This is a genomic window from Pseudomonas karstica, assembly GCF_009707515.1.
GTDB classification, from domain to species: Bacteria; Pseudomonadota; Gammaproteobacteria; order Pseudomonadales; family Pseudomonadaceae; genus Aquipseudomonas; species Aquipseudomonas karstica.
The window spans coordinates 40,065-63,933 of the sequence record NZ_WLYI01000014.1 but is presented as its reverse complement, the minus strand read 5'-3'; the positions used below and the strand labels follow the sequence as shown (position 1 = coordinate 63,933).

General features: G+C 54.5%; 20 protein-coding genes. 9 read left to right on the top strand and 11 right to left on the bottom strand.

All coding sequences use genetic code 11. The features are described from left to right. Positions 1 to 188: 188 nt before the first annotated feature. Positions 189 to 1,406 (top strand): tyrosine-type recombinase/integrase, encoded by a 1,218-nt coding sequence (locus tag GIR22_RS11980; RefSeq protein ID WP_003443327.1) that lies wholly within the window; start codon positions 189 to 191, stop codon positions 1,404 to 1,406. Between the two features lie 23 nt (positions 1,407 to 1,429). Here GIR22_RS11980 and GIR22_RS11975 read toward each other — a convergent pair whose 3' ends face one another. After that, on the bottom strand, positions 1,430 to 2,260 hold the full coding sequence (locus GIR22_RS11975) for a helix-turn-helix domain-containing protein (protein WP_003443326.1): 831 nt from the start codon (positions 2,258 to 2,260) through the stop codon (positions 1,430 to 1,432). Between the two features lie 109 nt (positions 2,261 to 2,369). Here GIR22_RS11975 and GIR22_RS11970 point away from each other — a divergent pair, with 109 nt between their 5' ends. Both GIR22_RS11970 and GIR22_RS11965 read left to right on the top strand, forming a co-directional pair. Further along, positions 2,370 to 2,597, top strand: a complete 228-nt coding sequence (locus GIR22_RS11970) for a helix-turn-helix transcriptional regulator (protein ID WP_003443325.1) — start codon at positions 2,370 to 2,372, stop codon at positions 2,595 to 2,597. 108 nt (positions 2,598 to 2,705) lie between these two features. Further along, positions 2,706 to 3,818: a replication initiator protein A gene (locus GIR22_RS11965; protein ID WP_154743528.1), complete on the top strand. Its 1,113-nt coding sequence runs from the start codon at positions 2,706 to 2,708 to the stop codon at positions 3,816 to 3,818. Between the two features lie 678 nt (positions 3,819 to 4,496). Here GIR22_RS11965 and GIR22_RS11960 read toward each other — a convergent pair. From GIR22_RS11960 to GIR22_RS26760, 4 genes are all read right to left on the bottom strand, one after another. After that, positions 4,497 to 4,811, bottom strand: a complete 315-nt coding sequence (locus tag GIR22_RS11960) for a hypothetical protein (RefSeq protein ID WP_047282256.1) — start codon at positions 4,809 to 4,811, stop codon at positions 4,497 to 4,499. Continuing rightward, the gene (gene trbL / locus GIR22_RS11955; protein WP_154743527.1) at positions 4,808 to 6,487 is read right to left on the bottom strand and encodes a P-type conjugative transfer protein TrbL; all 1,680 of its coding nucleotides are present in this window, start codon (positions 6,485 to 6,487) and stop codon (positions 4,808 to 4,810) included. Before trbL ends, GIR22_RS11960 begins: the two co-directional genes overlap by 4 nt. A gap of 195 nt (positions 6,488 to 6,682) precedes the next feature. After that, positions 6,683 to 7,423: a P-type conjugative transfer protein TrbJ gene (gene trbJ, locus GIR22_RS11950; protein WP_003443308.1), complete on the bottom strand. Its 741-nt coding sequence runs from the start codon at positions 7,421 to 7,423 to the stop codon at positions 6,683 to 6,685. Next, positions 7,420 to 7,653 carry a TraK family protein gene (locus tag GIR22_RS26760; RefSeq protein WP_003443306.1) on the bottom strand — a complete coding sequence of 78 codons (234 nt, stop codon included), beginning with the start codon at positions 7,651 to 7,653 and terminating at the stop codon, positions 7,420 to 7,422. Before GIR22_RS26760 ends, trbJ begins: the two co-directional genes overlap by 4 nt. A gap of 366 nt (positions 7,654 to 8,019) precedes the next feature. Here GIR22_RS26760 and GIR22_RS11945 point away from each other — a divergent pair, with 366 nt between their 5' ends. After that, a complete protein-coding gene (locus tag GIR22_RS11945) occupies positions 8,020 to 8,385 on the top strand; it encodes a plasmid mobilization protein (RefSeq protein WP_154743526.1) in 366 nt (121 codons plus the stop codon). A gap of 380 nt (positions 8,386 to 8,765) precedes the next feature. Here GIR22_RS11945 and GIR22_RS11940 read toward each other — a convergent pair whose 3' ends face one another. The 5 genes from GIR22_RS11940 to treR all read right to left on the bottom strand — a co-directional run bounded on the left by GIR22_RS11940 (position 8,766) and on the right by treR (position 14,392). Then, positions 8,766 to 10,409, bottom strand: coding sequence for a DUF262 domain-containing protein (locus GIR22_RS11940; protein WP_154743525.1), 1,644 nt, complete (start codon positions 10,407 to 10,409; stop codon positions 8,766 to 8,768). 11 nt (positions 10,410 to 10,420) lie between these two features. Beyond that, positions 10,421 to 11,419: a hypothetical protein gene (locus GIR22_RS11935; protein WP_154743524.1), complete on the bottom strand. Its 999-nt coding sequence runs from the start codon at positions 11,417 to 11,419 to the stop codon at positions 10,421 to 10,423. Continuing rightward, on the bottom strand, positions 11,416 to 12,585 hold the full coding sequence (locus GIR22_RS11930) for an AAA family ATPase (protein WP_154743523.1): 1,170 nt from the start codon (positions 12,583 to 12,585) through the stop codon (positions 11,416 to 11,418). The genes GIR22_RS11935 and GIR22_RS11930 overlap by 4 nt, the downstream gene beginning before the upstream one ends. A 135-nt stretch (positions 12,586 to 12,720) precedes the next feature. Beyond that, positions 12,721 to 12,915, bottom strand: a complete 195-nt coding sequence (locus GIR22_RS11925; protein ID WP_246208263.1) for a tyrosine-type recombinase/integrase — start codon at positions 12,913 to 12,915, stop codon at positions 12,721 to 12,723. A gap of 772 nt (positions 12,916 to 13,687) precedes the next feature. Continuing rightward, positions 13,688 to 14,392, bottom strand: a complete 705-nt coding sequence (gene treR, locus GIR22_RS11920; RefSeq protein WP_154743522.1) for a trehalose operon repressor — start codon at positions 14,390 to 14,392, stop codon at positions 13,688 to 13,690. A 308-nt stretch (positions 14,393 to 14,700) separates the two neighbouring features. On the opposite strand from treR, the gene treP reads away from it, so the two are divergent. The 5 genes from treP (at position 14,701) to GIR22_RS11895 (ending at position 22,145) form a co-directional block, all read left to right on the top strand. Next, complete coding sequence (treP, locus tag GIR22_RS11915) at positions 14,701 to 16,143, top strand: PTS system trehalose-specific EIIBC component (RefSeq protein ID WP_154743521.1); 1,443 nt, start codon at positions 14,701 to 14,703, stop codon at positions 16,141 to 16,143. Between the two features lie 52 nt (positions 16,144 to 16,195). Further along, on the top strand, positions 16,196 to 17,842 hold the full coding sequence (gene treC / locus GIR22_RS11910; RefSeq protein ID WP_154743520.1) for an alpha,alpha-phosphotrehalase: 1,647 nt from the start codon (positions 16,196 to 16,198) through the stop codon (positions 17,840 to 17,842). Between the two features lie 90 nt (positions 17,843 to 17,932). After that, on the top strand, positions 17,933 to 19,153 hold the full coding sequence (locus GIR22_RS11905; RefSeq protein ID WP_154743519.1) for a maltoporin: 1,221 nt from the start codon (positions 17,933 to 17,935) through the stop codon (positions 19,151 to 19,153). Positions 19,154 to 19,326: 173 nt separating this feature from the next. After that, positions 19,327 to 21,858 carry a phosphoenolpyruvate--protein phosphotransferase gene (gene ptsP, locus GIR22_RS11900; protein WP_154743518.1) on the top strand — a complete coding sequence of 844 codons (2,532 nt, stop codon included), beginning with the start codon at positions 19,327 to 19,329 and terminating at the stop codon, positions 21,856 to 21,858. 2 nt (positions 21,859 to 21,860) lie between these two features. Continuing rightward, a complete protein-coding gene (locus GIR22_RS11895; RefSeq protein WP_154743517.1) occupies positions 21,861 to 22,145 on the top strand; it encodes a PTS sugar transporter subunit IIB in 285 nt (94 codons plus the stop codon). A gap of 31 nt (positions 22,146 to 22,176) precedes the next feature. Here GIR22_RS11895 and mltF read toward each other — a convergent pair whose 3' ends face one another. After that, entirely contained in the window at positions 22,177 to 23,637 is a 1,461-nt protein-coding gene (mltF, locus tag GIR22_RS11890; protein ID WP_154743516.1) for a membrane-bound lytic murein transglycosylase MltF, read from the bottom strand. Positions 23,638 to 23,869 lie beyond the last annotated feature (232 nt).

Sequence of the window (23,869 nt, the reverse complement as noted above, 5' to 3'; positions counted from 1 at the left end):
CGTGTTTATGTGGCATGGTACGGGGCATTGACTGAGCCAAATGCCATGCTCGGTGTTCGATACCATGTCGCCTTTGTGGGTAAGGGCATGGTATCAAGACTCATAATCCACCGGGTTTTATTGGGTTTTCTCGCGGTTTTGGGTGTGTTTCTGAGCATGGTATTTTTTGAACGGAATTCGCGAGCCTCATGCTGACCGATACCAAGCTACGTAATCTCAAACCGAAAGAAAAACTCTACAAAGTGAACGACCGTGATGGACTTTACGTAGCTGTCACGGCTGCGGGCGCAATCTCGTTTCGCTACAACTACTCCATCAATGGACGACAGGAGACGATCACGTTTGGTCGCTATGGTGTAGGTGGAATCACGCTTGCAGAAGCGCGAGAGCGGCTTGGTGAAGCCAAAAAGATGGTTGCAGCTGGCAAGTCACCTGCCAAGGAGAAAGCCCGTGACAAGGCACGTAGCAAGGGAGCAGAAACGTTTGATGCCTGGGCCGAGAAATGGCTACGCGGGTATCAGATGGCTGACTCGACCCGTGATATGCGGCGCTCTGTTTATGAGCGTGAGCTGAAACCGAAGTTTGGTAATCAGAAGCTGGTGGAAATCAACCATGAGGACCTGCGAGCGCTGACCGATGCAATCGTGGAGCGAGGTGCCCCAGCAACGGCGGTGCACTCCCGTGAGATCGTAATGCAGGTTTTCCGATGGGCGATTGAGCGTGGCCAGAAGGTCGAGAACCCGGCCGATCTGGTACGTTCTGCGAGCATCGCTAAATTTGAGCCTCGTGACCGCGCTTTGGGTCCAGACGAAATCGCGTTGATGTACCAGTACTTGGACCGTATCGGCACCGCCTCCTCCGTGAGAGCGGCGGCTAAACTGCTGTTGCTCACCATGGTTCGAAAAAGTGAGCTGACCAACGCCACCTGGGATGAGATCAATTTTAGTGAAGCCCTCTGGACCATTCCGAAAGAGCGGATGAAGCGACGCAACCCCCATTTGGTGTTCTTGTCTCGGCAGGTGCTGGACTTCTTCATTGCGTTGAAGACGTTTGCCGGTGGTTCAGAATACGTCTTTCCTTCCCGGTACGATTCTGATCTGCCAATGAGTACCGCAACCATCAATCAGGTACTGACGCTGAGCTATCGGCTCGCGCAGAAAGAAGGGAAGCCGCTGAGTAAGTTCGGACCGCATGATTTGAGACGGACAGCTAGCACGCTGCTGCACGAGGCGGGCTACAACTCAGACTGGATTGAGAAATGTCTTGCACACGAGCAGAAGGGTGTTAGGGCTGTCTATAACAAGGCCGAGTATCGAGAGCAGCGTACTGCGATGTTACAGGACTGGGCCGATATGATTGATGAGTGGACAGCCAATCGGCCCCGTTCGGGCGACGGTTACAGATAATCAAGTTAGAGCTTCGGTCGTTTTTATCTCATTGCCTGTTTTCGCCCCCGTCGCTTGATGGCGGCAGAAACTGCTTGGCGTGATACGCCAAGTTGGCGGGCGATTTCAGCTTGATTCGTAATGCCTTGGTTTAACAAATCATCCATTGAGCTTGTTGGTGACTTGAGTGCCTGGAGCTGGTTATAGGCATTTTTCCTGACTTCTGCCCATGTCTCGATATCCCACCTAGGGAGGACGGCAGCTCCTTGGGACCAGATTTTTTCAATTAAATCCTCATACTCTAGTGTGAACCTCCGGTCGCGCTGGTAAGCGCGGCGAGCTTCATCGCTGCGCCGCGGATTGTGAACTTCACAGTAGAGTTTACTCGGTCTCGCTGCGCCCTCGGGATGGGCCGGTAGGGCTGAAGGCCGCAGTAATTCGCCGTGGCGTGCCCAAGTAGAAACCAGCATTCGGCGCTCCACATGCTCACGGAATGCTGCGACCGAAAAGTCCCCGCGCAACTCCTGCATGTCGCAGTATCTCCCCAGCATGCGCGGGGGTTCGTACTTGCCGAACTCTCCCTTCAATGCTCGTTCATAGCGAGCCACCAAGGTATCGGTTTTTTTCCGGGCTTCTGTACGAATAGATTCTGTTAGCGGCACTGCTTTGATATTTCCGCGTTTTAGACGCTTGAAGACCTTTGGCGCCGCCATGCTGATCGCATATTCGGTAGATCGCCAGCATAGCTCGCAGAAGCACCACTCGTAGTGGTTGCTCAACTTCGCACGGATGCGATCAGACGATGTATCGCTTTCTCTAACCAGCACTTTCAGAAGCGGATCGTATGTGCTCGACGCTTTTTCATATTTTCCCATCGCCCGATGATAGCTCTGGATGACAACTAAATTCTAACTTTTTTGCGTCCTGATTCTGGCGTTAGAAGGCATTGTCAAGCATCTGATAACTCTGAAGGAAAGTGACCTCATGGAGAACAAGCCAAAGAGTAAGACGCTCATCAACCGCAAGAAATTGCACGCGATGATCCCGCTTGCTGAGCGCACCATCTACAACATGGAGCAGCGGGGCGAGTTCCCGCGCCGTATCGCACTAACCAGTCGGAACGTTGCGTGGGATCTGACTGAAATCGAAGAATGGATTGACGCGCGCAAATCGTCGGGCACTCACGCTATTCGCCCAGGAATGGGGGTTTAGCCGTGGCGATTGATGTACTGGCGGTGTCCGGGAATGAACCGCTTGTGCTGAGTTTTCTGCTGCCGGTTGTAGATGGATCTGAACTTGATTGCGGGATGAGCTGTTGGCATGCATCGCGTCATATGCTGGGCCAATCCCTTGACTAGCGGCGGCCATGGGCAACTTCTAGTTGGCAGTCTGTTGTCACGGATCGAAGAAAATCACGCCGCGTACCGCAAGAAGCTGGAGGCCGCAGCACTTCCGGGCGAGTCGATTAGGGAAATAGAGGAGCGACTGCGTACCGAAGAAAAAAAGAGGCCTCCACGCCAGGATCTGCCAACGCCGAGGTCGCCAGTTGCAGCTAAAAAGGCGATACCTTGCCCGCGTGAACACGAAAGGCAGGCTGATTCCGTTGTACCTTCGCGGTACAAAGTAAGCGCCCGCGATAGCCGCAGCATGATGGATGTGGCTGTGTTCCGAATATCCAAGCAGAAAAAAAGGGCGGGAGAAATCAGCCGCTACAACCTTTCAGACGGTTACGTCGAGGTCACAGCTGGCCCATATGGCATGGCGTCAATTTGGGATTATGACATCGTGCTAATGCTGATTTCTTATCTAACAGAGGCTATGAATCGCTACCGAGAAGGGAAGGGTGAGAAGCCGTGTCGTGTGTTCAAATCGCACGTGTCTGACATTTTGAAATTCTGCCGGAAGGGCGACGGAAGCCGCCAATTTAAAGAAGTCGAGGGTGCTCTAGATCGCCTCAAAGGTACGACTATCAAAAGCGTGCGGGAAAGCTCCCCACGAAACGGTAAGCGCAGCATGCGGGAGGTAGAGTCCGAGGGATTGATTAGCCACTATCGCGTAATTTCGCGTACCGACACCGGCAAGGTGGCCAGTGTCGAGATTGAGGCACCTAACTGGATATATCGGGAAGTCACTTCGGGGGCAAAGCCGGACATTCTGACAGTGCACCCTGATTATTTCCTGATCGAATCGGGAATAGGGCGTTTTGTCTACCGATTGGCGCGCCGTGCCGCAGGTAAAGACGATGCAAAGTGGGCATTTAAAACTCTATATGCGCGTAGCGGCAGCACCGGGACGCTCAAAAAGTTCTCGGAGAACCTGCGCAAGGTCATCGCAACAGATGATTTACCCGAGTACGGCTTGGTGGAAGAAGTTGGCCTGAGTGGGCCGCAGCTTGTAATGATGCGTCGATCAGATAAGAAAATACTGAAATAAGGTCCCTAATAGACGGTACTCCAGAACACTAAAGGCCCGGATATGGCCATTTTTCCGTTTGAATGTGTACTCCTGTGGATAGACCGTCTATTGGGGGCCATTCACCGTCCATTAGGGGCTGATCCACCGTCTATTAGGGGGCGCATCACCGTCTATCAGGGACTGCATATTGTTGTAAGTGATTGAAATCAATGGGTAATAAAACCGTTTTTCTTCCTAAATCTTTATTTAAATCTATTAAATCTCTTAAAGCCTATTTTGCTTTGGCAGTGTCCGTCCTCTAAGCACCTGCCCTCTCTGATATGAAAAAGCGTTCCCTACGCTCACAAACTGTTGCTTGAGATCGACTGCGGCCGTCGTAGCGCACATCCATATCATCGAACCAGATTCCGGCAGGTCTGCCACCAGACAGATCGTAGAGAGCAACGACGGACACCAAAAAGAGAGCATGTGAGCGATTTCAGGTAATTTGGCAGCCAAGCAGCCAAGCAGCCAAGCAGCCAAGCAGCCAGCACCGACTATTACGTAACACACTGGACGAGCTCTCGATCTATTCAGTGATTTCATTGGCAATGCAAGGGCGCACTTTCTGGCTCGGGCTTCGCATAAGATGGTCTAGAGAGTCTTGGTGGTGTGTAATAGACGGGAATAAAAAGCCCCGCAAAGCGGGGCATGTCATCAATGCTTGGATTCGTTGAGCCTCTGCTGTTCAGCAAGCAGGTCCAGCCGGATTTCGTCGAGGTGCTTGCGTTGACGTCTGGAACCAAAGAATGGCAACAGATGAAGATCGCCCAAGTCGGAAAATGTCTTTATCCCCACAGGTACCATCCCCAGCTGCACCTCCGCGTGTAGGCGGATGTAACGTCCGTCAAGCGTATCTAGTAAAGGGCCATGCCCTTTGGCTCGCAGAAGTCGTCCAAGCGCCCAGAAACCTACACCAAGAACGAAGAAGCTACCCAGCATGAAAAAGCCAAACAGAATGTCTGCAATCATGATTGTTCACCCGGTGATTGAGTCTTAGGCGACGGAGCCGCTTCTTTGGTGCCGCTTTCAGTTTCTGCAGCTGTGGCCAAGTCAGCTCCATGTATTACGTTTGCAGGCTCCCTTCCTTCTCCGTGGTCCACGTTGTCACCACCTGAGCTAGGAACAGCTTGTGGAGTACCGGCGCCCAGCGAAATTCCTGCGGTCCCCTCCATACCGGGCACAGACATAGCGGCCATGAGTCCAACTGCTCGGGTTGCGGCTGATGCCACGTTATGGGCAGACAACCCTCCACTATTGTCTTGCGCACCTCCTGCGTACTGCTGAGAGGCTTGCAAGGTCGATTGCAAACTACTGCCGCCCTGATCCTCTTGTGGATTCGTCTGCGGCTGCGCGGCGGCTTTGCCCTTGGAATCGTCGCCGTTGCCTAGCGCAGCTTTCGCCACCTTTTTGGCTGCCTGCTGCACGCCTTGGCTTGGCTGCGGCAGTGGGCTGCCGCCGCTAGGGCCACTAGAGGCGCTACCGCCGACTTTAGCTCCGGCTGATTTAGCGGCAGAACTACCGCCAGTGCTGGACCCGAGGCCCGAGGTACTAGCGCCAGTGCTGGCTGTACCACCACCACCGGCAAAGCTAGAGTTGATTGCGCTGGCCAGACCTCCGGTGCCAATACCCCCGGGCGCGGCCGCTACACCTGCGCCACTACCACTACCACTACCACTCGCACCGATTGCTCTGGCCGCTGCCGGAGCTGCTGCGCCTGCCGTGGCAATGGTAGCCGCCGCGGCTGCTGCACCAGCTACACCAGCCGCGGCCATGCCGCCAATCGCACCGCCGCCACCCGAAGAAACGCCGCTAATCATGCCCGCGATCAGTTCGGGAATGGTCTTGGTCAGGTAGGCGCATACCAGCGATAACCCCACCAAGGTCATCAGAGAGGCTTCGTCATTGGTATAAGCAACCTGCCACTTCTTCGCGACAGTCAGAATCAAGCCGACTATCAACGTCACCATAAATAGCTTGGCACCCACGGAAACTGCGTAGCGAATAACAGCCATCGTGTATTCCCGTGTCCACTGCGATGCGCCGAAAGCCATGAATAGAACAGAGGCGTTGATAACGACATAAGCCTCGACCAATGTCACAAAAATGAATGCCGCGATGAAAGCAAAAGCCATCAGAACGAGGATGGCAGCCAAGGCAACGACGATACTCTGCGAAGGGTTGAAAACGCTCACTCCGGTCAGGATGGCACGAGAAAACTCGACCGCCGTCGCAAACATATCTCCTGGCATTAGCTCAGGGCTTGGCAAGCCTGCTGCATGTGCCCCAGCTTGTCGGAAACTGTTCACAACCGCGCTTGCCCACTCCGTTGAGTGATCGAGCAGGATCAGGAAAAAACCGATGACCATGATGAAGCGGATTAGCTCGCCAACTAGCTCGCCGAAGTCGACTTGTTTGAATACCATCGGGAAGAATGTCCACACAAACTGGATGAGTGCCAGACTCCAAAATAGGTTCACCGCATAGCCATGAAGGCGAGGGGCCCATTCGTTAGAAGCCTCAAGAATCATGTCCAGCAAGCCCTGCATTGAGGTGTCGCTTTGGGCTAGATCGACTCCTGCAGCTGCACTCCCTGCAAGCAGCATGAGAAATAGTCCGCTGCAGCCAGCAATCATAGGTACGCGCATGTCAGTACCCCTTGGCGCCACCGCGACTGTTCGGGCGCTCATTGAATTGTTTGTCGGCGGCATCAGACTGGTTGATCTTTTCGGTAACCACTATGCGGTCATTAGAGATGGAACATATGATGCCGACCAGAGCTGCCCCTCCAAGTCCAGATGCTACACACAGCACAATAAGAAGCCATTTAGAGAACCTCATAGTCAGTACCCCTTCGCGCCGCCGCGAGTATTTGGGCGCTTGTTGAATTGCTCGGAGGCGGCGTCGCCGACCGACTGACGCGCGGTTTCTTGGGCTATGTAATTGCCCTGCAGGGTAATTTGAGTCGCCACCAAGTCGCGCAGTTTCTGAAGCTGCTGCACGTTTGAAGCGGCAATCTCGTTCCCAGCTTGGATGGCCTGCATCCGACCCGATGATGACTGCGAACGGTTCACCAGTTGTTCCAAGTGTGCATCTTCCGTCTCAAATGTGCTGGTATTCATGCCTGCTGCCTGCATAGCTCTTTTTGCGTTATCAAAGCCTTGCGCCGACCATTTTTCGTAGCGATCCGGCATTACGTCAGTCGCCTTACTGCTCGACTGGAGAAATTTCTGCAAATACGCCTCATACCCGGGAAACTGTGTATTGAATTGCGAATCGAGATTCGCCACATTGCGGCCTAATGACTGCGCCCTGTTGTAGATGCTTGTTACACGCTGCATGTCTTGGGTGATCCGGCCAAACATGCTGTTTGGCAACGGAGTCCCCTGCGTGACCATATTGTTGTATTGCTGAACTTGTGTCGAAAGCTGCTCTGCAGTGTTCAACGCCGTATTGACTGCTTCTGCGTACTCGAACATCTGTTGATAGAATGTAGAGCAGTTTGTGCAGTAGATAGCAAAGGCGTTCTGCCATGTAAAAAGCAAAGTAAAAACTGTTATTAATAATCTCCATCCATTTATCATTTTTGTCTCCAATGCGAGCCTGTCATGATAAATGAACGCGATTGCTTGCAATAGCGAGCGACGTAACGTGTGAACTGCACATATCCAAAGCTAAATCGATCAGCGTATTCGGTGTAGAGCCGAGTAAGGGGGTGGCCGAGCAGTATTTTCGTTTCTAACTCCTTCCTGATCGAGAAGAACTCAGCACGGCCAGCTCTTCTTTTGATAGGCTTTAGACTATTACTTTGCATCGACTTTCTCCGTTTGTTCCTATTGGTTTTAGCACGGATAAAAGCCTAGGGAAACATACAATAACTGCGCAGCTAAAATTAATGAAATTTAGCGCGATTGTATGCAGCTCAAGGAAGTTTAAGGCAACTCTAGGCAATTCAATGCGACTGTATGCGATTTAGCGAAATTCAAAGCGATTGATGAGTTTTTAGTTTTAAATCGCATTAAATCGCTTACAACAGTATGGCAAGATGTGTGTTGTAGGCCTACGCTGCTACGCAGCTAGGACCTCCACCACCTGCCTTATTCGCCTTCGGCTCAACGGACAGTCTTGCTCTGCGAGGCATACCGTCGCTGCCGCGACTCAAAAGCAGAAAGGAAACAGCATGGAACCAGAGCAAAAAGCTCGGCCCCGCCGGGAGCTGCCACCCATAAAAGTTTGGGTGTCTGTAGAGGAACGCGCCGCCATCCAAGAGCGCGCCGATCAAACGGGCCTGTCGCTATCGGCCTATCTGTTGGCCGTTGGTATGAACACGCCAATAAGGTCTGTCGTAGACCTCACCGCTGTAGGGGATTTGGCCAAGGTGAATGGCGACCTTGGGCGGGTCGCGGGGCTGCTGAAATTGTGGCTCGCAGAAAAGCGCGGACAAGGCGCACGCCCGATAGACGTTGACGCCATGATGGTGGAGTTTCGTGAGCTACAAGGAGAAGTGAGGTTGCTTATGAGCAAGGTTGTTTACGGGTCGAGTTAATTATTAGCGTTAAAGGGTTTATTGTATGCGGAGTTGGATTCGTCCCTGGAGGGTTTTTGCGCGACAAATCTCATGACGAAATCATGGTGAACCGTTACCGTGAGCGACCGATATAAGCGGCGACTATGTTCCATGCTGGACTGTTTGATGGTGGGCAACTGGGGGAATTGCGTATTGTTTTCGTCATGTCCGGCGAGCACTCCTCAGGTGCTGAATGGGTTTAAATTTTCCACCTCTTGTAGTATTGCAATATGGGTATTATGGGGGATTTCAGAAGGCCCCCCGTAGAATGAATCGCATGAGTGATTTTCTCAAAAGCGATACATCTGCAGTAGGGCCGGTGAAGTAAATATAATTACATTTATACCCGAACCATTGGGTTAGTCCTCAGACCGGGCAACGTAAGAAGCCCATTCATCATGATCCCAATTTTCCATTGCGGTAGCCCTATGTTTTAGAAAGCTTTCCAAATCACCTGAGCGGAGTGATTGAAGGCTGTGGTAGTCAATAAAGTGAGCGGCTAATGCATCCTCAGAGTAGTCCGGCCCATATTTAAGCCTTTCTCGAAAAAAAGCGTCGGTTTCGGGGGCTAGCAAGAAGCGATTTCCTGGTCCTTGAATCAATTTTTTCAAGGAGGGTGTTGCCCCCTTAGGTGTTGTAAATATTCGCACTAGTGCATCTCGACCATGTTCCGTTAAAAGCTTTCTTCCAGATGTGATTTGGCCTGATGCGTCGGTGAGGTTTTTTTGATTTGCAAGTCTAAGTGTGAAAAGGCGGACTCGAGCAGACCTAAAGTCGAATCGGTCTGGTAGCTTGGACTCTCTAGTCCATGACATGTTTGTATTGTTCTTTACCAAGTTTTCGAGAGCTTCTGTTTCGAAGCGCACATCTCGATACGCTGCGGTTGCGAATACTTCCGACCAGCTTGTTCTCCAAAGCCATAATTCGAACTGGGGTTTAGGTATGTTGGCTAGTGCTAATTTATCAAGTATGCTCGCAAGAATTACAATTTGGAGTATGTATGGTTGAAGGTCGTCATGCGATACACCGATATCATTAGCCAACCAGTCTATTATTTGCTTGATAGAGTTGCTTGCTCTATCGAGAAGTGATGCATCTTCGGATAGTTTTTTTACGAGCTCGGTTTGTCCTGCTTTCGTGACGTCTAAGCCTGTAAGCCCTTTGCAGACTTGTAGATATAGCCCCTCATCGATATGTCGCCACCCTGCAGGTAGATCGCGACGTCTCTGGGAGATTTGGTCTCTCAAGTCAAAATCATCTCTCCAGGTTAGGGCAGCAACAAGATGTGCTTCACCCATCGGAGTTCCGAGGCTGTTAATGCGTTGAAACGTTCTCGCAGCAAGTTCGAGATCGTCGGAAACCATTACTACGATGGGAACGCGGCACTGCTGAAAACGATATGAAAGTTGATCCGCACGCTCTTCCCATTCATCTAAGTCTTGATCTGTCCACCCTTCATGTTCGGCTCGCTTTCGAAGGTCCCGCATGTGTTTGTTTACCAACCGTCCATCTAGCAACGTCCATAGGGGGAGCAGGGGCTGTTTGGTTCTGCCTCGGTCTGCTTTGCGTCGGAAAACAAAGTCGTTTTCTAGTAAGTTATATTGAATATCCCAATCAATGCTTTCACCATCCTGATTGTCGCTAAACTCGCTTGGCTGGAGTGGCTGAAGTAGAAGGCCTAATAATGTTGAAACCCGCTGGTGACCATCTAAGAGGTACTGCCATCCTGTTGCGGGTGCAATGTCAATAATAGAGGGGATGATGTGAGGGCCTACATTCCCAAAGGAGGCTAGTTTGAATTTTACTGTTCGCCAAACGAGTAGGCTCCCAATGGGCATGTTGTCGCGAATAGATCGAAGAAGATCTAAGCGTTGCGAATCCATCCATACGAATGGTCGTTGAAAGCGCGGCACCCGGATGTGCCCTTTTTGAACATCTTCTAGCAAGCTGCGCAGGCTAGGGTTCAAGTTCTCTGATGCGAGAGCGGTTAAGCCTTCTGACATAAATATCTCACTTATAGCAAACGCATTAGCTGTGGCACGGCGCGTAATGCTTCTTGTCGTGCATCGTGATCCCAGTCAAACTCTATTGCCTCTGAGGCACTGTACCGATCTGCTACCTTTCTGCCGAGACCATTATGAAGTAGTTCTTTGTCCTCTGGGCTCACGTTGGCATATAGATTTTTTGCGCGATGCGCGTTCTCAACTTTCGCATCATCTTTGAATCCTTTTTTAATATTGAAATGCGATTGTTCTTGCCTGCTTAGGCGAAAAAATGCTTCTACAGTTTCAATATTTAATGCCGCTACTTGAGTCATCTCTTGCTTTGGCATATAAGACTCTATAAACCGTCTGTTGAGTCTCCAGTAACCACCAATTGCAGCTTCGTTTACAACTTTTTCGGTAGTAAATCCTTGACACGCCTCTGGAGCTTGAGGCGCCCAATCAGGACTTAATTCGTCTGGATGACGACGGTCACTATCAAAGAGCACAAAAGTTCTAAGTCTTTTTGTAACTAACCCCGCTCTCTCGGCGATGCGCTGGGTTAAGTCACTACCTCCACCGTGAAGTGGTTCCGCCCAGCGAGCGTCTATGGCGCGTTGTAGCTTTACCCTTTCTGAACTGCGAATGATACGTCTCAAAAAATGCCAATCGTTGTTAGCATTTTCCAGCAGAATGCCAAGTGGTTCTTGAAGTAGATTTAGCGCGTCGTTTATGTTTAAAGTTGCTGAAAATATATCCCAGTTAGCAGGGGTATCAGCAAGTGTTATGCGAACCGTGGCGGTATTTGTAGAAAGAGTTGAAGATGACCTAATCGACAGCTGTAGAGCCTTTTGGTAGATGGCGCATGTTGGAGAGTCAAGAGTATCTAGCCAACGAGAAGCCTCGTCGGTAGAGGCTGCAATGAGAACGTGCCTTCCCTCTGCTGCAAATCCAAATAATTTATGTAGTTTGATAACATCCGCTGTTTTTGATGCGGTATCGATTACACCATCTGATAATATGACTATCATGATTTAACTGCAGAAAGTTGCATAGTGATAAGGTCTTGACCGAGTTGTACGGCCTCTGCAAAGGCTCCGCTCAAAGTCGAGTTTTCTGCTTGACCTTTTTCGTTAAAGTCTACAGGAATTGCGTCGCTGGTTCCATCTTGGAGAGACTCAATCCAATAAACGCGAACAAGCTCTGGAGCGATTTCTCCTTTGGCAATTGCTAGTTGTATGCTTGTTAGTAGTACTTCGGAGTGAGTCTCGACGAGAATTTGTGGTCTGTTAGAACTTTTCACCGTGGTTATTAGTTGTCTTGCTAGCTCCGCCTGAGCGCGCGTATGTAAGTGTAGTTCAGGTTGTTCTAAGCATAATATTTTTGGGCCGCCCGTGCGTGCGCGGGCAAGTGCGACTAGAACTGGCAGAACTTGTGAGTAGCCCTCGCCTGTATCGCACAAGTCTACTCGGACATGTGGGCTGCCAGTTGGTTGAACAATGACGCGCCATATGCCGTCAGCCGGGTTATCTAGAATAAGTTGTTCATTTAATTCATTAAAGAAACTATTTGTCGCCTCTAGAACTGGGTTTGCGGTGCTTTTCAATTGTGCTGACACTAGATGTTCAACCGCGTCAGACCCATTCGGGTTTATAAGAGGCTGTGCATCACCACTGGAAATTGTAGCTCTGGGAATTCGACTACGAACTCCACCTATCCACTGTACTTGATCTCTGATCTCAAGCAGATTGTCGCGGACTTTTGTTAGGCCATCAGGAAGTGGTACTCCATTTTTTTTCTCAGGCAGAAGCCCTAGCCATTTACGAGCTGATGGATCATTTATTTCCCCGTCAATTACTAGGGATTCTATTTCCTGCCAGCGGCCTTGGAGATCACCTTTGATCTTCCATTCCGCAGTGAGTTCTTGAGGTTCTGCCCAGCTAAGCGAAAAAGATAGAGCGTCTCGACCCGTTGCTTTGGACACTAGGGATGGCCATGTCGCTTGGCGTCCGACCTCCCCCCCTAGCCAGATGGGTGAGCTACCAGTTCTAAGCGACTCCGCGACTAGCGGTAAAAATCGGAGTAATGCGCTTTTTCCTCCACTATTCCAGCCAAAGAAAAGCGTTAATGGACGCAATTCAATATCTTGTCGTCGCGAAAAGGATCGGTAGTTTTCAACTGAAAATGACTTGAGCATTTGAGTACTGAAGAGTCCGTTATCTGATTCGGTATGGCACGAATTTTTCTTGAGGTTCGCGCAGCGGTCTATATCTCGATACTAGGGTGCGTTTCGGCTGAATGGAAGGGATTTGGGCTTTTGCTTTGAATGGTTTCAGCTCAGCTTCCTTGCAAGGTCTTCTATTTTTGGGTGGTAGTAGCGAATCAGCATCCGAGTGTCCTGGTGCCCCGTGATCTTTGTGAGCTCATGCAGTGGGAATATTTCCGCCAGGCGCGAGGTGGCTTCATGGCGTAAGTCGTGGAATCGTAAATCCATCAGGAACGGATCAGTGCTGATGCGCTTCAGCATCATGCTCTCGGGAGGTTTGGGTACCAACGAATAGCCTTGAGAGTGTGGACGATCGCACCTTAATATTCCTCGGGCCACTCGATTTTCGGGCTGCGGAATGACGTAGATGGTGATTTTTTCGTTGGTTTTCCGCAGGCGTGTGGGAAAGGCGCTGCGGATTGAGACCTAGTCGAACATCACCGCTTTGATAGCTCGTACACGGGTGATTTCTTCATTGCGGTACACGCTGTGCCCGTCCGCGTTACGAGACTCCAAATGATGCAGGGCGGTTCAGCTCGGTCTAATTGTCGAAGCGCTGGTGCCCCGGCGTCGGATGACGCATATAACTGGCTCCCATCCAATCTCGTAGTCACCTTGAGTCCAGCATCGGACTGTTTATTCCTTCACATTTGGCCGAAAGGATCAGCACTGCTCAGCACGCAAATGTGGCGAAGGTGTCATAAGCCCAACCGCGCCTGGATTGCATTTCTTGAGGCCGGACGGAGAACTGCATTTCCTGGGCTTGCTGGCTTGGGTGCTAGGTATACGCTGCTTTAACCGATATGGCGGTGTCTGTGATGGTATTCTCTATGGTATTTTAAAATATAGTGCCGTTAGAGCTCAATAATACAGGAATATCTGGCCATTATTGATAATAGAGTGGGAATGATCGGGCGTCCGGCATTGTCCGGCACGATCTAGCAAGAAATGCCCTGGAGCCCGCGTAATTGCGGGCTTTTTGGTTTTTTGGTCTGGCAGTTCAGGAGTATTGCCTGCAAACATGCCCTCGCCCTCACCGCCGCGCAATATCCGAAAAGTAAAACTTATCCAGCGTATGCCGCGACTCGGTGTACTCGAACTGCCGCCCATCCTGCAAAAACGTCTGGTTGCTCACCACGATCACATGGCTCTGGCCGTCGAGGTCCAGGTGTGCCTGGTCGTCCTTGCCTCGGGGCAGGGCCTCGATGGTGCGTTGGGCGTAGCTGATTTGCAGTTGCAGGGTCTGCTCGATAAACGCGTAGATCGACTGCTCGGCAATAGCCTGGTCCAGCCCCGGGATCAGGTCGGCGACGAAGTGGTTGATGTCGAGGATTACCCGTTTGCCACCAATGCGCCTTACCCGCTTGATCCGGGTAATCAGGCTGCCGGGCTCGGCTTCGATATGTTCCAGCAGTGAACCTCCAAGGGGGAACTGGCTGAACTCCACCACTTCGGTGCGCACGTCATCCCCAAGATCGCCATGGGTCTCGAGAAAGCTGACGATCCCGCCCAACTGGAATTCGATGGGGTTGGGCGACAGCACAAAGGTGCCCTTGCCATGGATCTTTTGCGCAAAACCGCGCTCCTGCAACTGTTCGATGGCACGGCGCACGGTGCCACGGCTGGCTTGGTAGGCGTCCATCAGTTCGGTTTCGGAGGGAAGGCGCGTGCCGCGTTGCAGCCGTTCAGTGGTGATGCTGGCAAGCAGATCGGTATAGATCTGGTTGTATTTGCTCATGGGGAAGGGCTCTGTGCCACGGTTGCGATCAAGGCAGGAACCTTAGTGGCAGCGGTAGGGTTTGTCCATTGGACCCTTGGATATTCGTGCCTTCTGTAGGAGCGAGCTTGCTCGCGAAGGTTGTTAACGATGATGCGGAAAACCTGATGCCCGGCAGTGCCATCAGGTTCTTCGCGAGCAAGCTTGCTCCTACAGGAAACAAACAAATTGTAAGTCGTACAGACGAGTTGTTGCTTTAACTCGTCTGTACGAGTACTTTTGCCCTCGGCGTGCTGCCAATAACAAGAATCTAAAGTGGAAGAACAAGCATGAGCCACGACTACCCGAACATTGCCCGCGAGATTCTCCAGAGCCTCGGCGGCAGCGACAACCTTGAGCAAGCAGCCCACTGCGTGACCCGTCTGCGCCTGGCTCTCAAGGACCCGAGCCTGGTCAAGAATGCTGAGCTGAGTCAGATCGACCTGGTCAAGGGCTCGTTTTTTACCGGCGGCCTGTTCCAGATCGTGATCGGCCCGGGAGAAGTGGAAAAGGTCTATGCCGCCTTGCGCGAACAGACAGGCCTTGCCGCTTCTACCATTGCTGACGTGAAAAAAGCCGGCGGTGACAAAACCAACCCCATGCAACAACTGGTGCGGGTGTTCTCCGATGTGTTCATGCCGATCCTGCCGGCCCTGATCATTGCCGGCCTGTTGATGGGTGTGAACAACCTGATGGGCGCCAAGGGCATGTTCATCGAAGGCCAGACGCTGCTGGAGGCCTATCCGAACCTGGATGGCCTGTGGAGCCTGATCAACCTGATGGCCAACACCTCGTTCGTGTTCCTGCCAGCGTTGGTGGGGTGGTCGGCGGCCAAGCGGTTTGGCGGCAGTGAAATCCTTGGCATTGTCCTCGGCCTGATGCTGGTGCACCCGGACTTGCTCAACGCCTGGAACTACGGCAAGGCGGTCGCCGGTCTCGACGGCCAGAGCCTGCCGTACTTCGATATCTTCGGCTGGTTCCAGATCGAAAAGGTCGGCTACCAGGGGCAAATCCTGCCGATCCTGATGGCTGCCTATGTCATGAGCGTGATTGAAAAATGGCTGCGGGCACGAGTGCCGAATGCCATTCAATTGCTGGTGGTGCCGATTACCACCATCGTCGTCACCGGTGTGCTGGCCCTGGCGATCATCGGCCCGGTAACGCGCCACCTGGGCATCCTGATCACCGAAGGCGTGGTCACGTTGTTCGACCTGGCACCCATGCTTGGCGGGGCGATTTTCGGCCTGCTGTATGCGCCGTTGGTGATCACCGGCATGCACCACATGTTCCTCGCCGTCGACCTGCAACTGATCTCCACCCAAGGCGGCACTTTTATCTGGCCAATGATCGTCATGTCCAACCTGGCCCAGGGCAGTGCGGCGCTCGCGGTGTTCTACATGAGTCGCAATGCGCGGGACAAAAGCATGGCTTCGACCTCGGCGATTTCCGCTTATTTCGGCATCACTGAACCGGCGATGTTTGGCGTCAACCTGCGCTTCAAGTTTCCGTTCTATGCCGCGCTGCTGGGCTCGGCGCTGGGCAGCATTTTCCTCGCGCTGAACAAGGTCCAGGCCTCGGCCATCGGGGTCGGCGGCTTGCCTGGTTTTATCTCGATCATTCCGCAGTACATCTCAAGCTTTGTCATCGGCATGGTTATCGCGATTGTCGTGCCGTTTGTTCTGACCTGTGGGCTGAGCATGAAGATTATTCGGCCGGGCTATCGGGTCGCCTGATCTATCGCTGTCGCGAGCAACGCCAACACACAACAAATTGAAGGAGCCCACCATGCAAGGCTGGCAACACTCGGTGATCTACCAGATCTACCCAAAAAGCTTCCACAGCCACGCGGGTAACGCCACCGGTGACCTGCTGGGTGTTGTAGACAAACTCGATTACCTGAAATGGCTGGGGGTCGATTGCCTCTGGATCACCCCGTTCCTGCGTTCGCCCCAGCGCGACAACGGTTACGACATCAGCGACTACTACGCCATCGACCCCAGCTACGGGACCATGGCCGATTGCGATCTGCTGATCAGCGAAGCCGCCAAGCGCGGGATCAAGCTGATGCTCGACATAGTGGTCAACCACACCTCCATCGAGCACGAATGGTTCCAGCAGGCCCGCAGCAGCCTCGATAACCCTTACCGCGACTTCTACATCTGGCGCGACCAGCCAAATAACTGGGAGTCCAAGTTCGGCGGTTCGGCCTGGGAGTACGAAGCACAAACCGGCCAGTACTTCCTGCACCTGTTCGACCACACCCAGGCCGACCTCAACTGGGACAACCCCCAGGTCCGCGCCGAAGTGTTCAAGTTGATGTGTTTCTGGCGTGACAAGGGCGTTGGCGGCTTCCGCCTGGATGTGATCAACCTGATCTCCAAACCGGCGGACTTCCCGCAAGACAGCAGCGACGGCCGACGCTTCTACACCGATGGCCCGAACGTGCACGAATATCTGCAGGAAATGCACCGAGAAGTGTTTGATGGCCACGACCTGATCAACGTCGGCGAGATGTCGTCCACCAGCCTGGAACATTGCATTCGCTACTCGCGGCCTGAGTCGAAAGAACTGTCGATGACCTTCAACTTTCATCATCTGAAAGTCGATTACCCGAACCTGCAAAAGTGGATTCGGGCGGACTTCGACTTCTTGCAACTCAAGCAGATTTTTTCCGACTGGCAACTGGGCATGCAGGCCGGTGGTGGCTGGAACGCGTTGTTCTGGTGTAACCACGATCAGCCGCGGGTGGTCTCGCGTTTTGGCGACGACGGTGAGCACCGCGTGGCCTCGGCCAAGATGCTCGCCACGGCGCTGCACTTCCTGCAAGGCACGCCTTTTGTCTATCAGGGCGAAGAGCTGGGCATGACCAATCCGGGCTTCGACAGAATCGAGCAGTACCGTGATGTCGAGACCTTGAACATCTATCGCCTCAAGCGCGATGCCGGCGAGTCCGAGGCCCAAAGCATGGCCGCGATCATGCAGAAGTCCCGGGACAACGGCCGCACACCGATGCAATGGAATACCGACGCTAACGCTGGTTTCAGTCGTGGCGAACCGTGGATCGGCATCCCGGCGAATGCGGCGCAGATCAACGTCGAACGCCAACTCGATGACCCTGAATCGGTACTGCATCACTACCGTGCCTTGATCGCCTTGCGCCGGCATGAGCCGCTGATCCAGGAAGGTGTGTACCGCCCATTGCTGGCTGATCACACCCAGGTCTGGGCGTACCTGCGCGAAGGGCAGGGCGAGCGTCTGTTGGTGCTGAACAATTTCTACGCCGCGCCGTGCCAGGTCCAACTGCCCCGCGAGGTGATCGGCGAGGCGACCGAACAACGCCTGCTGATCAGTAACTACCCCGACTGCCCGATGCGTACGGGCACGGTTTCTCTGCGCCCTTATGAATCGTTCGTGCTGCACCTCAAGGACTGAAGAAAAACCTGTAGCCGGCTGCGCCTCGGCAGCGGCTACAGCGGTACAAAAAGATGAGCAAAAAACATAATAAAAATATCGGAGCGTTTCATGAAAACAACAATAAAGTTGGGCCTCGTTGCGTCTTGTCTAGGTTGGCCGTTTGCGTCCCAGGCCTTGGAGTTTGGCGGTTACTTGCGTAGCGGCGCGGGGACTTCGACGGGCAACGGTCCGCAACAGTGTTTCCAACTGCCGGGGGCGCAATCGAAATACCGCCTGGGTAATGAATGCGAACAATACGCCGAGCTGGAGTTGCGCCAAGACCTGTTGACCTTCGATGACGGTTCGGTGCTCAGCGTCGATGCCATGGCATCGCTGTACAACAAGTACGACCGCGAGTTGAAGTTCCAGGGGGAGAACAACGGTACGGCGCGCATGCCGCAGATGTACGCCCAGTGGTCGAACCTGCCCAGCCTCAACGGAGGCTCGCTGTGGGCCGGCCGGCGTTACTACAAACGTAATGACATCCATATTTCCGACTTCTACTACTGGAATCAGAGCGCCACGGGCGGCGGTATCGAAGATGTGCTGATTGGTGGCCTGAAATACAGCTACGCCCTTTCCCGCAAAGACAACCTGTACCAGAAGGAATACGCCACCCGTCACGACTTTAACGTGGCCGGCTTCAAGACCAACCCTGGCGGCGAGTTGGAGTTGGGCTTGAGCTATATCGAAAAAGCTGGCGGTCGCGAAGCCAACAGCGGCTGGGCGCTCACCGCTCAACACGTGCAGACGCCTTTCCTTGGCGGCAAGAACAAGTTCGCCCTGCAGTACGGTGAAGGACCGGGCACGGGCCTCGGCTACACCGGTAATACCGCGCTGGACAACAGCAGCAAAAGCTACCGCGCCGTAGAGTTTTTCGACTGGCAAGTGACGCCGCGTTTTGGCGGCCAGGTCGAAGCGGTGTACCAGAAGGACATTCGCCCCGGCAGCCAGGACCAGACCTGGATGTCCATCGGTGTACGTCCAGCTTATGCCCTCACCGAGCAGTTCAAACTGGTCGCCGAGCTTGGCCACGATCAGGTCGACGCCACTGGCGGAACGCGCAAGCTGAGCAAGTTTACCTTCGCCCCGACCTGGTCGCCTAAAGGCCCGGATTTCTGGGCGCGACCGGAAGTACGTTTGTACTACACCTATGCGACCTGGAACGAAGCAGCCAAGCGTGCGGCGAATTTGTTGGCGGCGGGCTCGGCTTTGTCCGACGCAGGTTCCTACGGCAGCGCACGGCATGGCTCCAATTTCGGGGTACAAGTCGAATATTGGTGGAAGTAATCGCTCCCTGTAGGAGCGAGCTTGCTCGCGAAGATCGTCAACGATAAAGCGGGTCTGTTGGTGAACGCAGCGCTCTTGAGCTTTTCGCAAGCAAGCTCCTACATGAGTGCTTCGTCAGGCCGTAATGTACCTCCGTTCAATGATTCTTGAAGAACAAAACAGCAGGTGAAGTCATGACCACAACTCAACCCCTGGAACTGCTGGCGCCCCTGGCTGGGGTGCTGCTACCCCTGGAACAGGTGCCGGACCCGGTATTCTCAAGCCGCCTGATTGGCGATGGCCTGTGCATCGATCCGACTTCACAGACCCTCTGCGCGCCCCTGGCCGGGGTGATCAGCAATATTCAGGACAGCGGCCATGCGGTGAGTGTCACTGGCGATAATGGCATCCAGGTGCTGATGCATATTGGCCTGGACACCGTGAACCTGGCCGGCAAGGGTTTCACTCGGTTGGTCGAGGAAGGCCAGCGGGTGGAGGCCGGCCAGCCGCTGATCGAATTCGATGCCGATTTCGTCGCCCTGAATGCCCGTAGCTTGTTGACCCTGATGCTGGTGGTCAGCGGCGAGCCGTTTGTACTGCTGGCACCGGCGACTGGATTGATCGACGTGGGGCAAGCGCTGTTGCAGGTGATGCCTGGGGCCGCTGCAAATGAGGTGGTGCAAGAAGAAGGCGATGCAGTGTTTTCCAAGCCCTTGACGCTGCCTAACGTCAACGGCCTGCATGCTCGCCCGGCGGCGGTCTTTGCCCAGGCGGCGAAAGGCTTCAAGGCGAGCATTTGTTTGCACAAGCAGACCCATAGCGCCAACGCCAAGTCGCTGGTGGCGATCATGGCGTTGCAGACGGTGCAGGGCGATGTCTTGCAAGTGAGTGCGGCGGGAAGCGATGCTGAAGCGGCCATCAAGGCGTTGGTGGCGTTGCTGGCAGAAGGTTGCGGGGAAACGGTGGCCAAGCCGGTCGAACTCGTCGAGCCGGTCGTACCGGTTTCATCGACGACCTTGTTGCGAGGCGTGTGTGCTTCGCCCGGTTCGGCATTTGGCCAAGTGGCCCAGGTGGCTGAGCCGCAATGGAACATCACTGAGTCGGGCGCTGGTGAAACCATCGAACGCCTCGTGCTGGATCGTGGCCTGTTGCAGGCAGCCGAAGCCCTGCAAGCCTTGCAGGCCAAGGCCGGCAACAGCGCTCAGGTGGAGATCTTCCGTGCCCATCAAGAGTTGCTTGAAGACCCTACGTTGCTGGAGCAGGCCTACGCGTTGCTGGCCCAAGGCAAAAGCGCTGCGTTCGCCTGGAACAGCGCCACGGTTGCCACCGCCACGCTGTTCCAGGGGTTGGGCAATGCGCTGCTGGCCGAGCGCGCTGCAGACCTGACGGATGTCGGCCAACGGGTACTGAAACTGATCCTCGGGATCGCGGACAGTGCCTGGGATTTGCCGGAACAGGCGATCCTGATTGCCGAACAACTTACCCCCTCGCAAACTGCCAGCCTCGATGCCTGCAAAGTGCTGGGTTTTGTCACGGTGGGTGGCGGTGCAACCAGCCATGTGGCGATTCTCGCTCGCGCCTTGGGCCTGCCTGCGATTTGCGGTGCGCCGGCGCAAGTCTTGAGCCTGGCCAACGGCAGCCAGGTGCTGTTGGATGCCGACAAGGGCGAGTTGCATCTGGACCCGAACCCGGCCGAGGTCCAGCAACTGCAAGCTACCCGTCAACAGCAGATGTTGCGCCGTCAGCGAGAAATGGAGCAGGCCTCATTGTCCGCCACCACGCGCGACGGTCATCACGTGGATGTGACCGCCAACGTTGCCTCGCTGCAAGAGGTCGAACAGTCACTGTCTATGGGCGGCGAGGGCGTTGGTCTGTTGCGTTCGGAATTTCTCTACCTGGGCCGTAACCGTGCGCCAAGCCCCGAAGAGCAGGCCGGTACCTACAATGCCATCGCCCGCGCATTGGGACCTGAGCGCAACCTGGTGGTGCGCACCCTGGACGTTGGTGGCGACAAACCATTGGCCTATGTGCCGATGGACAGCGAGACCAACCCATTCCTCGGGCTGCGCGGGATTCGCCTATGCCTGGAGCGTCCCGAGTTGTTGCGTGAGCAGTTCCGGGCGATCCTCGCCAGCGCCGGCCTGGCGCGGCTGCATATCATGTTGCCGATGGTCAGCCGGCTGTCGGAGTTGCGCCTGGCGCGCAAGATGCTCGAAGAGGAAGTGCAAGCCCTGGGGCTTACGCAAATGCCGAAACTTGGGATCATGATTGAGGTGCCATCTGCCGCATTGATGGCGGATCTGTTTGCACCAGAGGTGGACTTCTTCTCCATCGGTACCAACGACCTGACCCAATACACCCTGGCCATGGACCGTGATCACCCGCGCCTGGCCGGCCAGGCCGACAGCTTTCACCCGGCCGTGTTGCGCCTGATCGCCAGCACCGTCAAGGCAGCCCATGCTCATGGCAAGTGGGTGGGTGTCTGCGGCGCACTGGCCTCTGAGGTGCTGGCGGTGCCGATGTTGATCGGGCTGGGGGTGGATGAGTTGTCGGTCAGCGTGCCGTTGATTCCGACCATCAAGGCCACGGTGCGTGAACTGGACTGGGCGGACTGCCGGTTGATCGCCCATCAGGTATTGGGCCTGGAAGAGGCCACACAGGTACGTGAAGCCCTGCGCCTGTATCACGCGGCTACTGTCGAAACCTCTTTGGTTGTGGAGAACTGAGCATGTTCGAGAAATTGCAGCAGGCGTTCTGGAAAGCCCTGACCCCGGACCTGGTTGTTGAAACAACGCTGACGGCCGCCGTGGGTGAAGCGCCGTTGGCGCCAGGTGTGCTGAATGCATTGGGTGGCGCAGACAATCTCAAATCGCAACAGCGCGTGGCGCTGACCCGAGTGCGGGTGCAACTGCAGGATGCGGGGCGGTTGGATGAGGTGGCGCTGAAGGCGGCGGGTGTGCCGGCGGTGATGGTATTGGCGGGTGGGATCGTACACCTGATCACCGGCCTATAATCGATCATTTCCACGCAGAGCGTGGGAACGATCAGGGTTGTGGAGTCTCTTGTGCCGGTTTGGTCTTGTCCACTCCCGGCACATGCAGGTTACCTTCCACCACCTGGTTACCCTCCAGTTGCGGCTGTGTCACCCACGTCAGGATGTCGTAATAGCGCCGGATGTTCGCCACGAAATGCACGGGCTCACCGCCCCGGGCATAACCGTAGCGGGTCTTGCTGTACCACTGTTTCTGCGACAGGCGCGGCAGCATCTTTTTCACATCCAGCCACTTGTTTGGGTTCAGGCCTTCTTTGCTGGCGAGTTTGCGTGCGTCATCCAGGTGACCGCCGCCCACGTTATAGGCGGCGAGGGCAAACCAGGTACGGTCGGGTTCCTGAATCTTGTCGTCCAATTCGCTCTTGATCATGGCCAGGTATTTGGCGCCGCCCATGATGCTTTGCCTGGCATCCAGGCGGTTTGACACACCCATAGCCTGGGCGGTGTTCTGGGTCAGCATCATCAGGCCGCGCACGCCGGTCTTGGAGGTGACCGTCGGTTGCCACAGAGACTCCTGATAACCAATGGCCGCCAACAATCGCCAATCGACTTTTTCTATCTTGGCGTAGGCCTTGAAGTGCTTTTCGTACTTGGGCAGGCGTTGTTGCAAGTGCTGGGCGAAGGTATAGGCGCCAACATAGCCGAGTACATCGACGTGTCCGTAATAGCGATCTTTCAGGCGCTGCAAGGTGCCGTTCTTTTCTACCTTGTCCAGGTAGCTGTTGACCTCGTTGAGCAGGCTATTGTCTTCACCTGGCGCCACGGCCCAGCTCTGGTTGCTGGCATCTCCCAGGTCAAAGGCGACCCGCACGTTGGGGAAGTAGACCTGGTTCATCGCCACTTCGTTGGAGTCCACCAGGGTCAGGTCGATTTGCCCTTCGTCGACCATGCGCAGCAGGTCGACCACCTCAATTGCGTCGGACTCTTCGTATTCAATGGCGGGAAATTGCTTTTTCAGTGCCGCCAGCTGTTCGGCGTGGGTGCTGCCCTTGAGCACCATGATCGACTTGCCTGCCAGGTTCGCCGCCGTGGTGGGGCGGGACTGGCCGTTGCGGTAGATGATCTGCGGAGTGACTTCCAGATACGGGTGGGAGAAACGCACCTGCTGGCGACGCTGCTCGCTGCTGACCAGGCCCGCGGCGGCCAGTACCGGGCCATTGGGTTTGCCCAGCCGGGTGAACAGGTCGTCGAGGTTATCGGCGGTCTCGATTTTAAGCGTAACCCCCAGGTCTTCGGCAAAGCGCTTGACCAGTTCGTATTCGAAACCGGTTTCACCGTTGCGGTCCTGGAAATAGGTGGCCGGACTGTTTCGGGTAATCACCCGCAATACGCCATCCTCCTTGATTCGCTCGAGCGTGCTGGGTTTATCAACACAGGCGCTGAGCATCAGGAAAAGTCCGGTGGCGATGAGCCATTTGGCGCATCGCGGGCGCAAAGCAGTTGGGGAAAACATCTGCGCAGTATACGCAAACGGCCCTCGGCGCCATATCTCGACAGCACGGGTCTTGTCTGCTAGTGCCCTTGAAACTGTGCTGCAGGCCGCAAAAACGGGGCCTGGCGAGCTATTGTGACGGTTAAAATAACTGCCGGGAATGCCCTGCATGGCCCTCTGACACCATGCAATTTATGCCACCTGACGTCTGGCAGCGGCCACCGGTGCCGTTTCGGGTGCCGTTGGCGGCGGT

What these genes read in the sequence shown, in the direction of transcription:
- GIR22_RS11980 (WP_003443327.1), top strand. Translation starts at nt 189, where the DNA reads ATGCTGACCGATACCAAGCTACGTAATCTCAAACCGAAAGAAAAACTC.
- GIR22_RS11975 (WP_003443326.1), bottom strand. Translation starts at nt 2,260, where the DNA reads ATGGGAAAATATGAAAAAGCGTCGAGCACATACGATCCGCTTCTGAAA.
- GIR22_RS11970 (WP_003443325.1), top strand. Translation starts at nt 2,370, where the DNA reads ATGGAGAACAAGCCAAAGAGTAAGACGCTCATCAACCGCAAGAAATTG.
- GIR22_RS11965 (WP_154743528.1), top strand. Translation starts at nt 2,706, where the DNA reads ATGCATCGCGTCATATGCTGGGCCAATCCCTTGACTAGCGGCGGCCAT.
- GIR22_RS11960 (WP_047282256.1), bottom strand. Translation starts at nt 4,811, where the DNA reads ATGATTGCAGACATTCTGTTTGGCTTTTTCATGCTGGGTAGCTTCTTC.
- trbL (WP_154743527.1), bottom strand. Translation starts at nt 6,487, where the DNA reads ATGCGCGTACCTATGATTGCTGGCTGCAGCGGACTATTTCTCATGCTG.
- trbJ (WP_003443308.1), bottom strand. Translation starts at nt 7,423, where the DNA reads ATGATAAATGGATGGAGATTATTAATAACAGTTTTTACTTTGCTTTTT.
- GIR22_RS26760 (WP_003443306.1), bottom strand. Translation starts at nt 7,653, where the DNA reads ATGCAAAGTAATAGTCTAAAGCCTATCAAAAGAAGAGCTGGCCGTGCT.
- GIR22_RS11945 (WP_154743526.1), top strand. Translation starts at nt 8,020, where the DNA reads ATGGAACCAGAGCAAAAAGCTCGGCCCCGCCGGGAGCTGCCACCCATA.
- GIR22_RS11940 (WP_154743525.1), bottom strand. Translation starts at nt 10,409, where the DNA reads ATGTCAGAAGGCTTAACCGCTCTCGCATCAGAGAACTTGAACCCTAGC.
- GIR22_RS11935 (WP_154743524.1), bottom strand. Translation starts at nt 11,419, where the DNA reads ATGATAGTCATATTATCAGATGGTGTAATCGATACCGCATCAAAAACA.
- GIR22_RS11930 (WP_154743523.1), bottom strand. Translation starts at nt 12,585, where the DNA reads ATGCTCAAGTCATTTTCAGTTGAAAACTACCGATCCTTTTCGCGACGA.
- GIR22_RS11925 (WP_246208263.1), bottom strand. Translation starts at nt 12,915, where the DNA reads ATGCTGAAGCGCATCAGCACTGATCCGTTCCTGATGGATTTACGATTC.
- treR (WP_154743522.1), bottom strand. Translation starts at nt 14,392, where the DNA reads ATGAGCAAATACAACCAGATCTATACCGATCTGCTTGCCAGCATCACC.
- treP (WP_154743521.1), top strand. Translation starts at nt 14,701, where the DNA reads ATGAGCCACGACTACCCGAACATTGCCCGCGAGATTCTCCAGAGCCTC.
- treC (WP_154743520.1), top strand. Translation starts at nt 16,196, where the DNA reads ATGCAAGGCTGGCAACACTCGGTGATCTACCAGATCTACCCAAAAAGC.
- GIR22_RS11905 (WP_154743519.1), top strand. Translation starts at nt 17,933, where the DNA reads ATGAAAACAACAATAAAGTTGGGCCTCGTTGCGTCTTGTCTAGGTTGG.
- ptsP (WP_154743518.1), top strand. Translation starts at nt 19,327, where the DNA reads ATGACCACAACTCAACCCCTGGAACTGCTGGCGCCCCTGGCTGGGGTG.
- GIR22_RS11895 (WP_154743517.1), top strand. Translation starts at nt 21,861, where the DNA reads ATGTTCGAGAAATTGCAGCAGGCGTTCTGGAAAGCCCTGACCCCGGAC.
- mltF (WP_154743516.1), bottom strand. Translation starts at nt 23,637, where the DNA reads ATGTTTTCCCCAACTGCTTTGCGCCCGCGATGCGCCAAATGGCTCATC.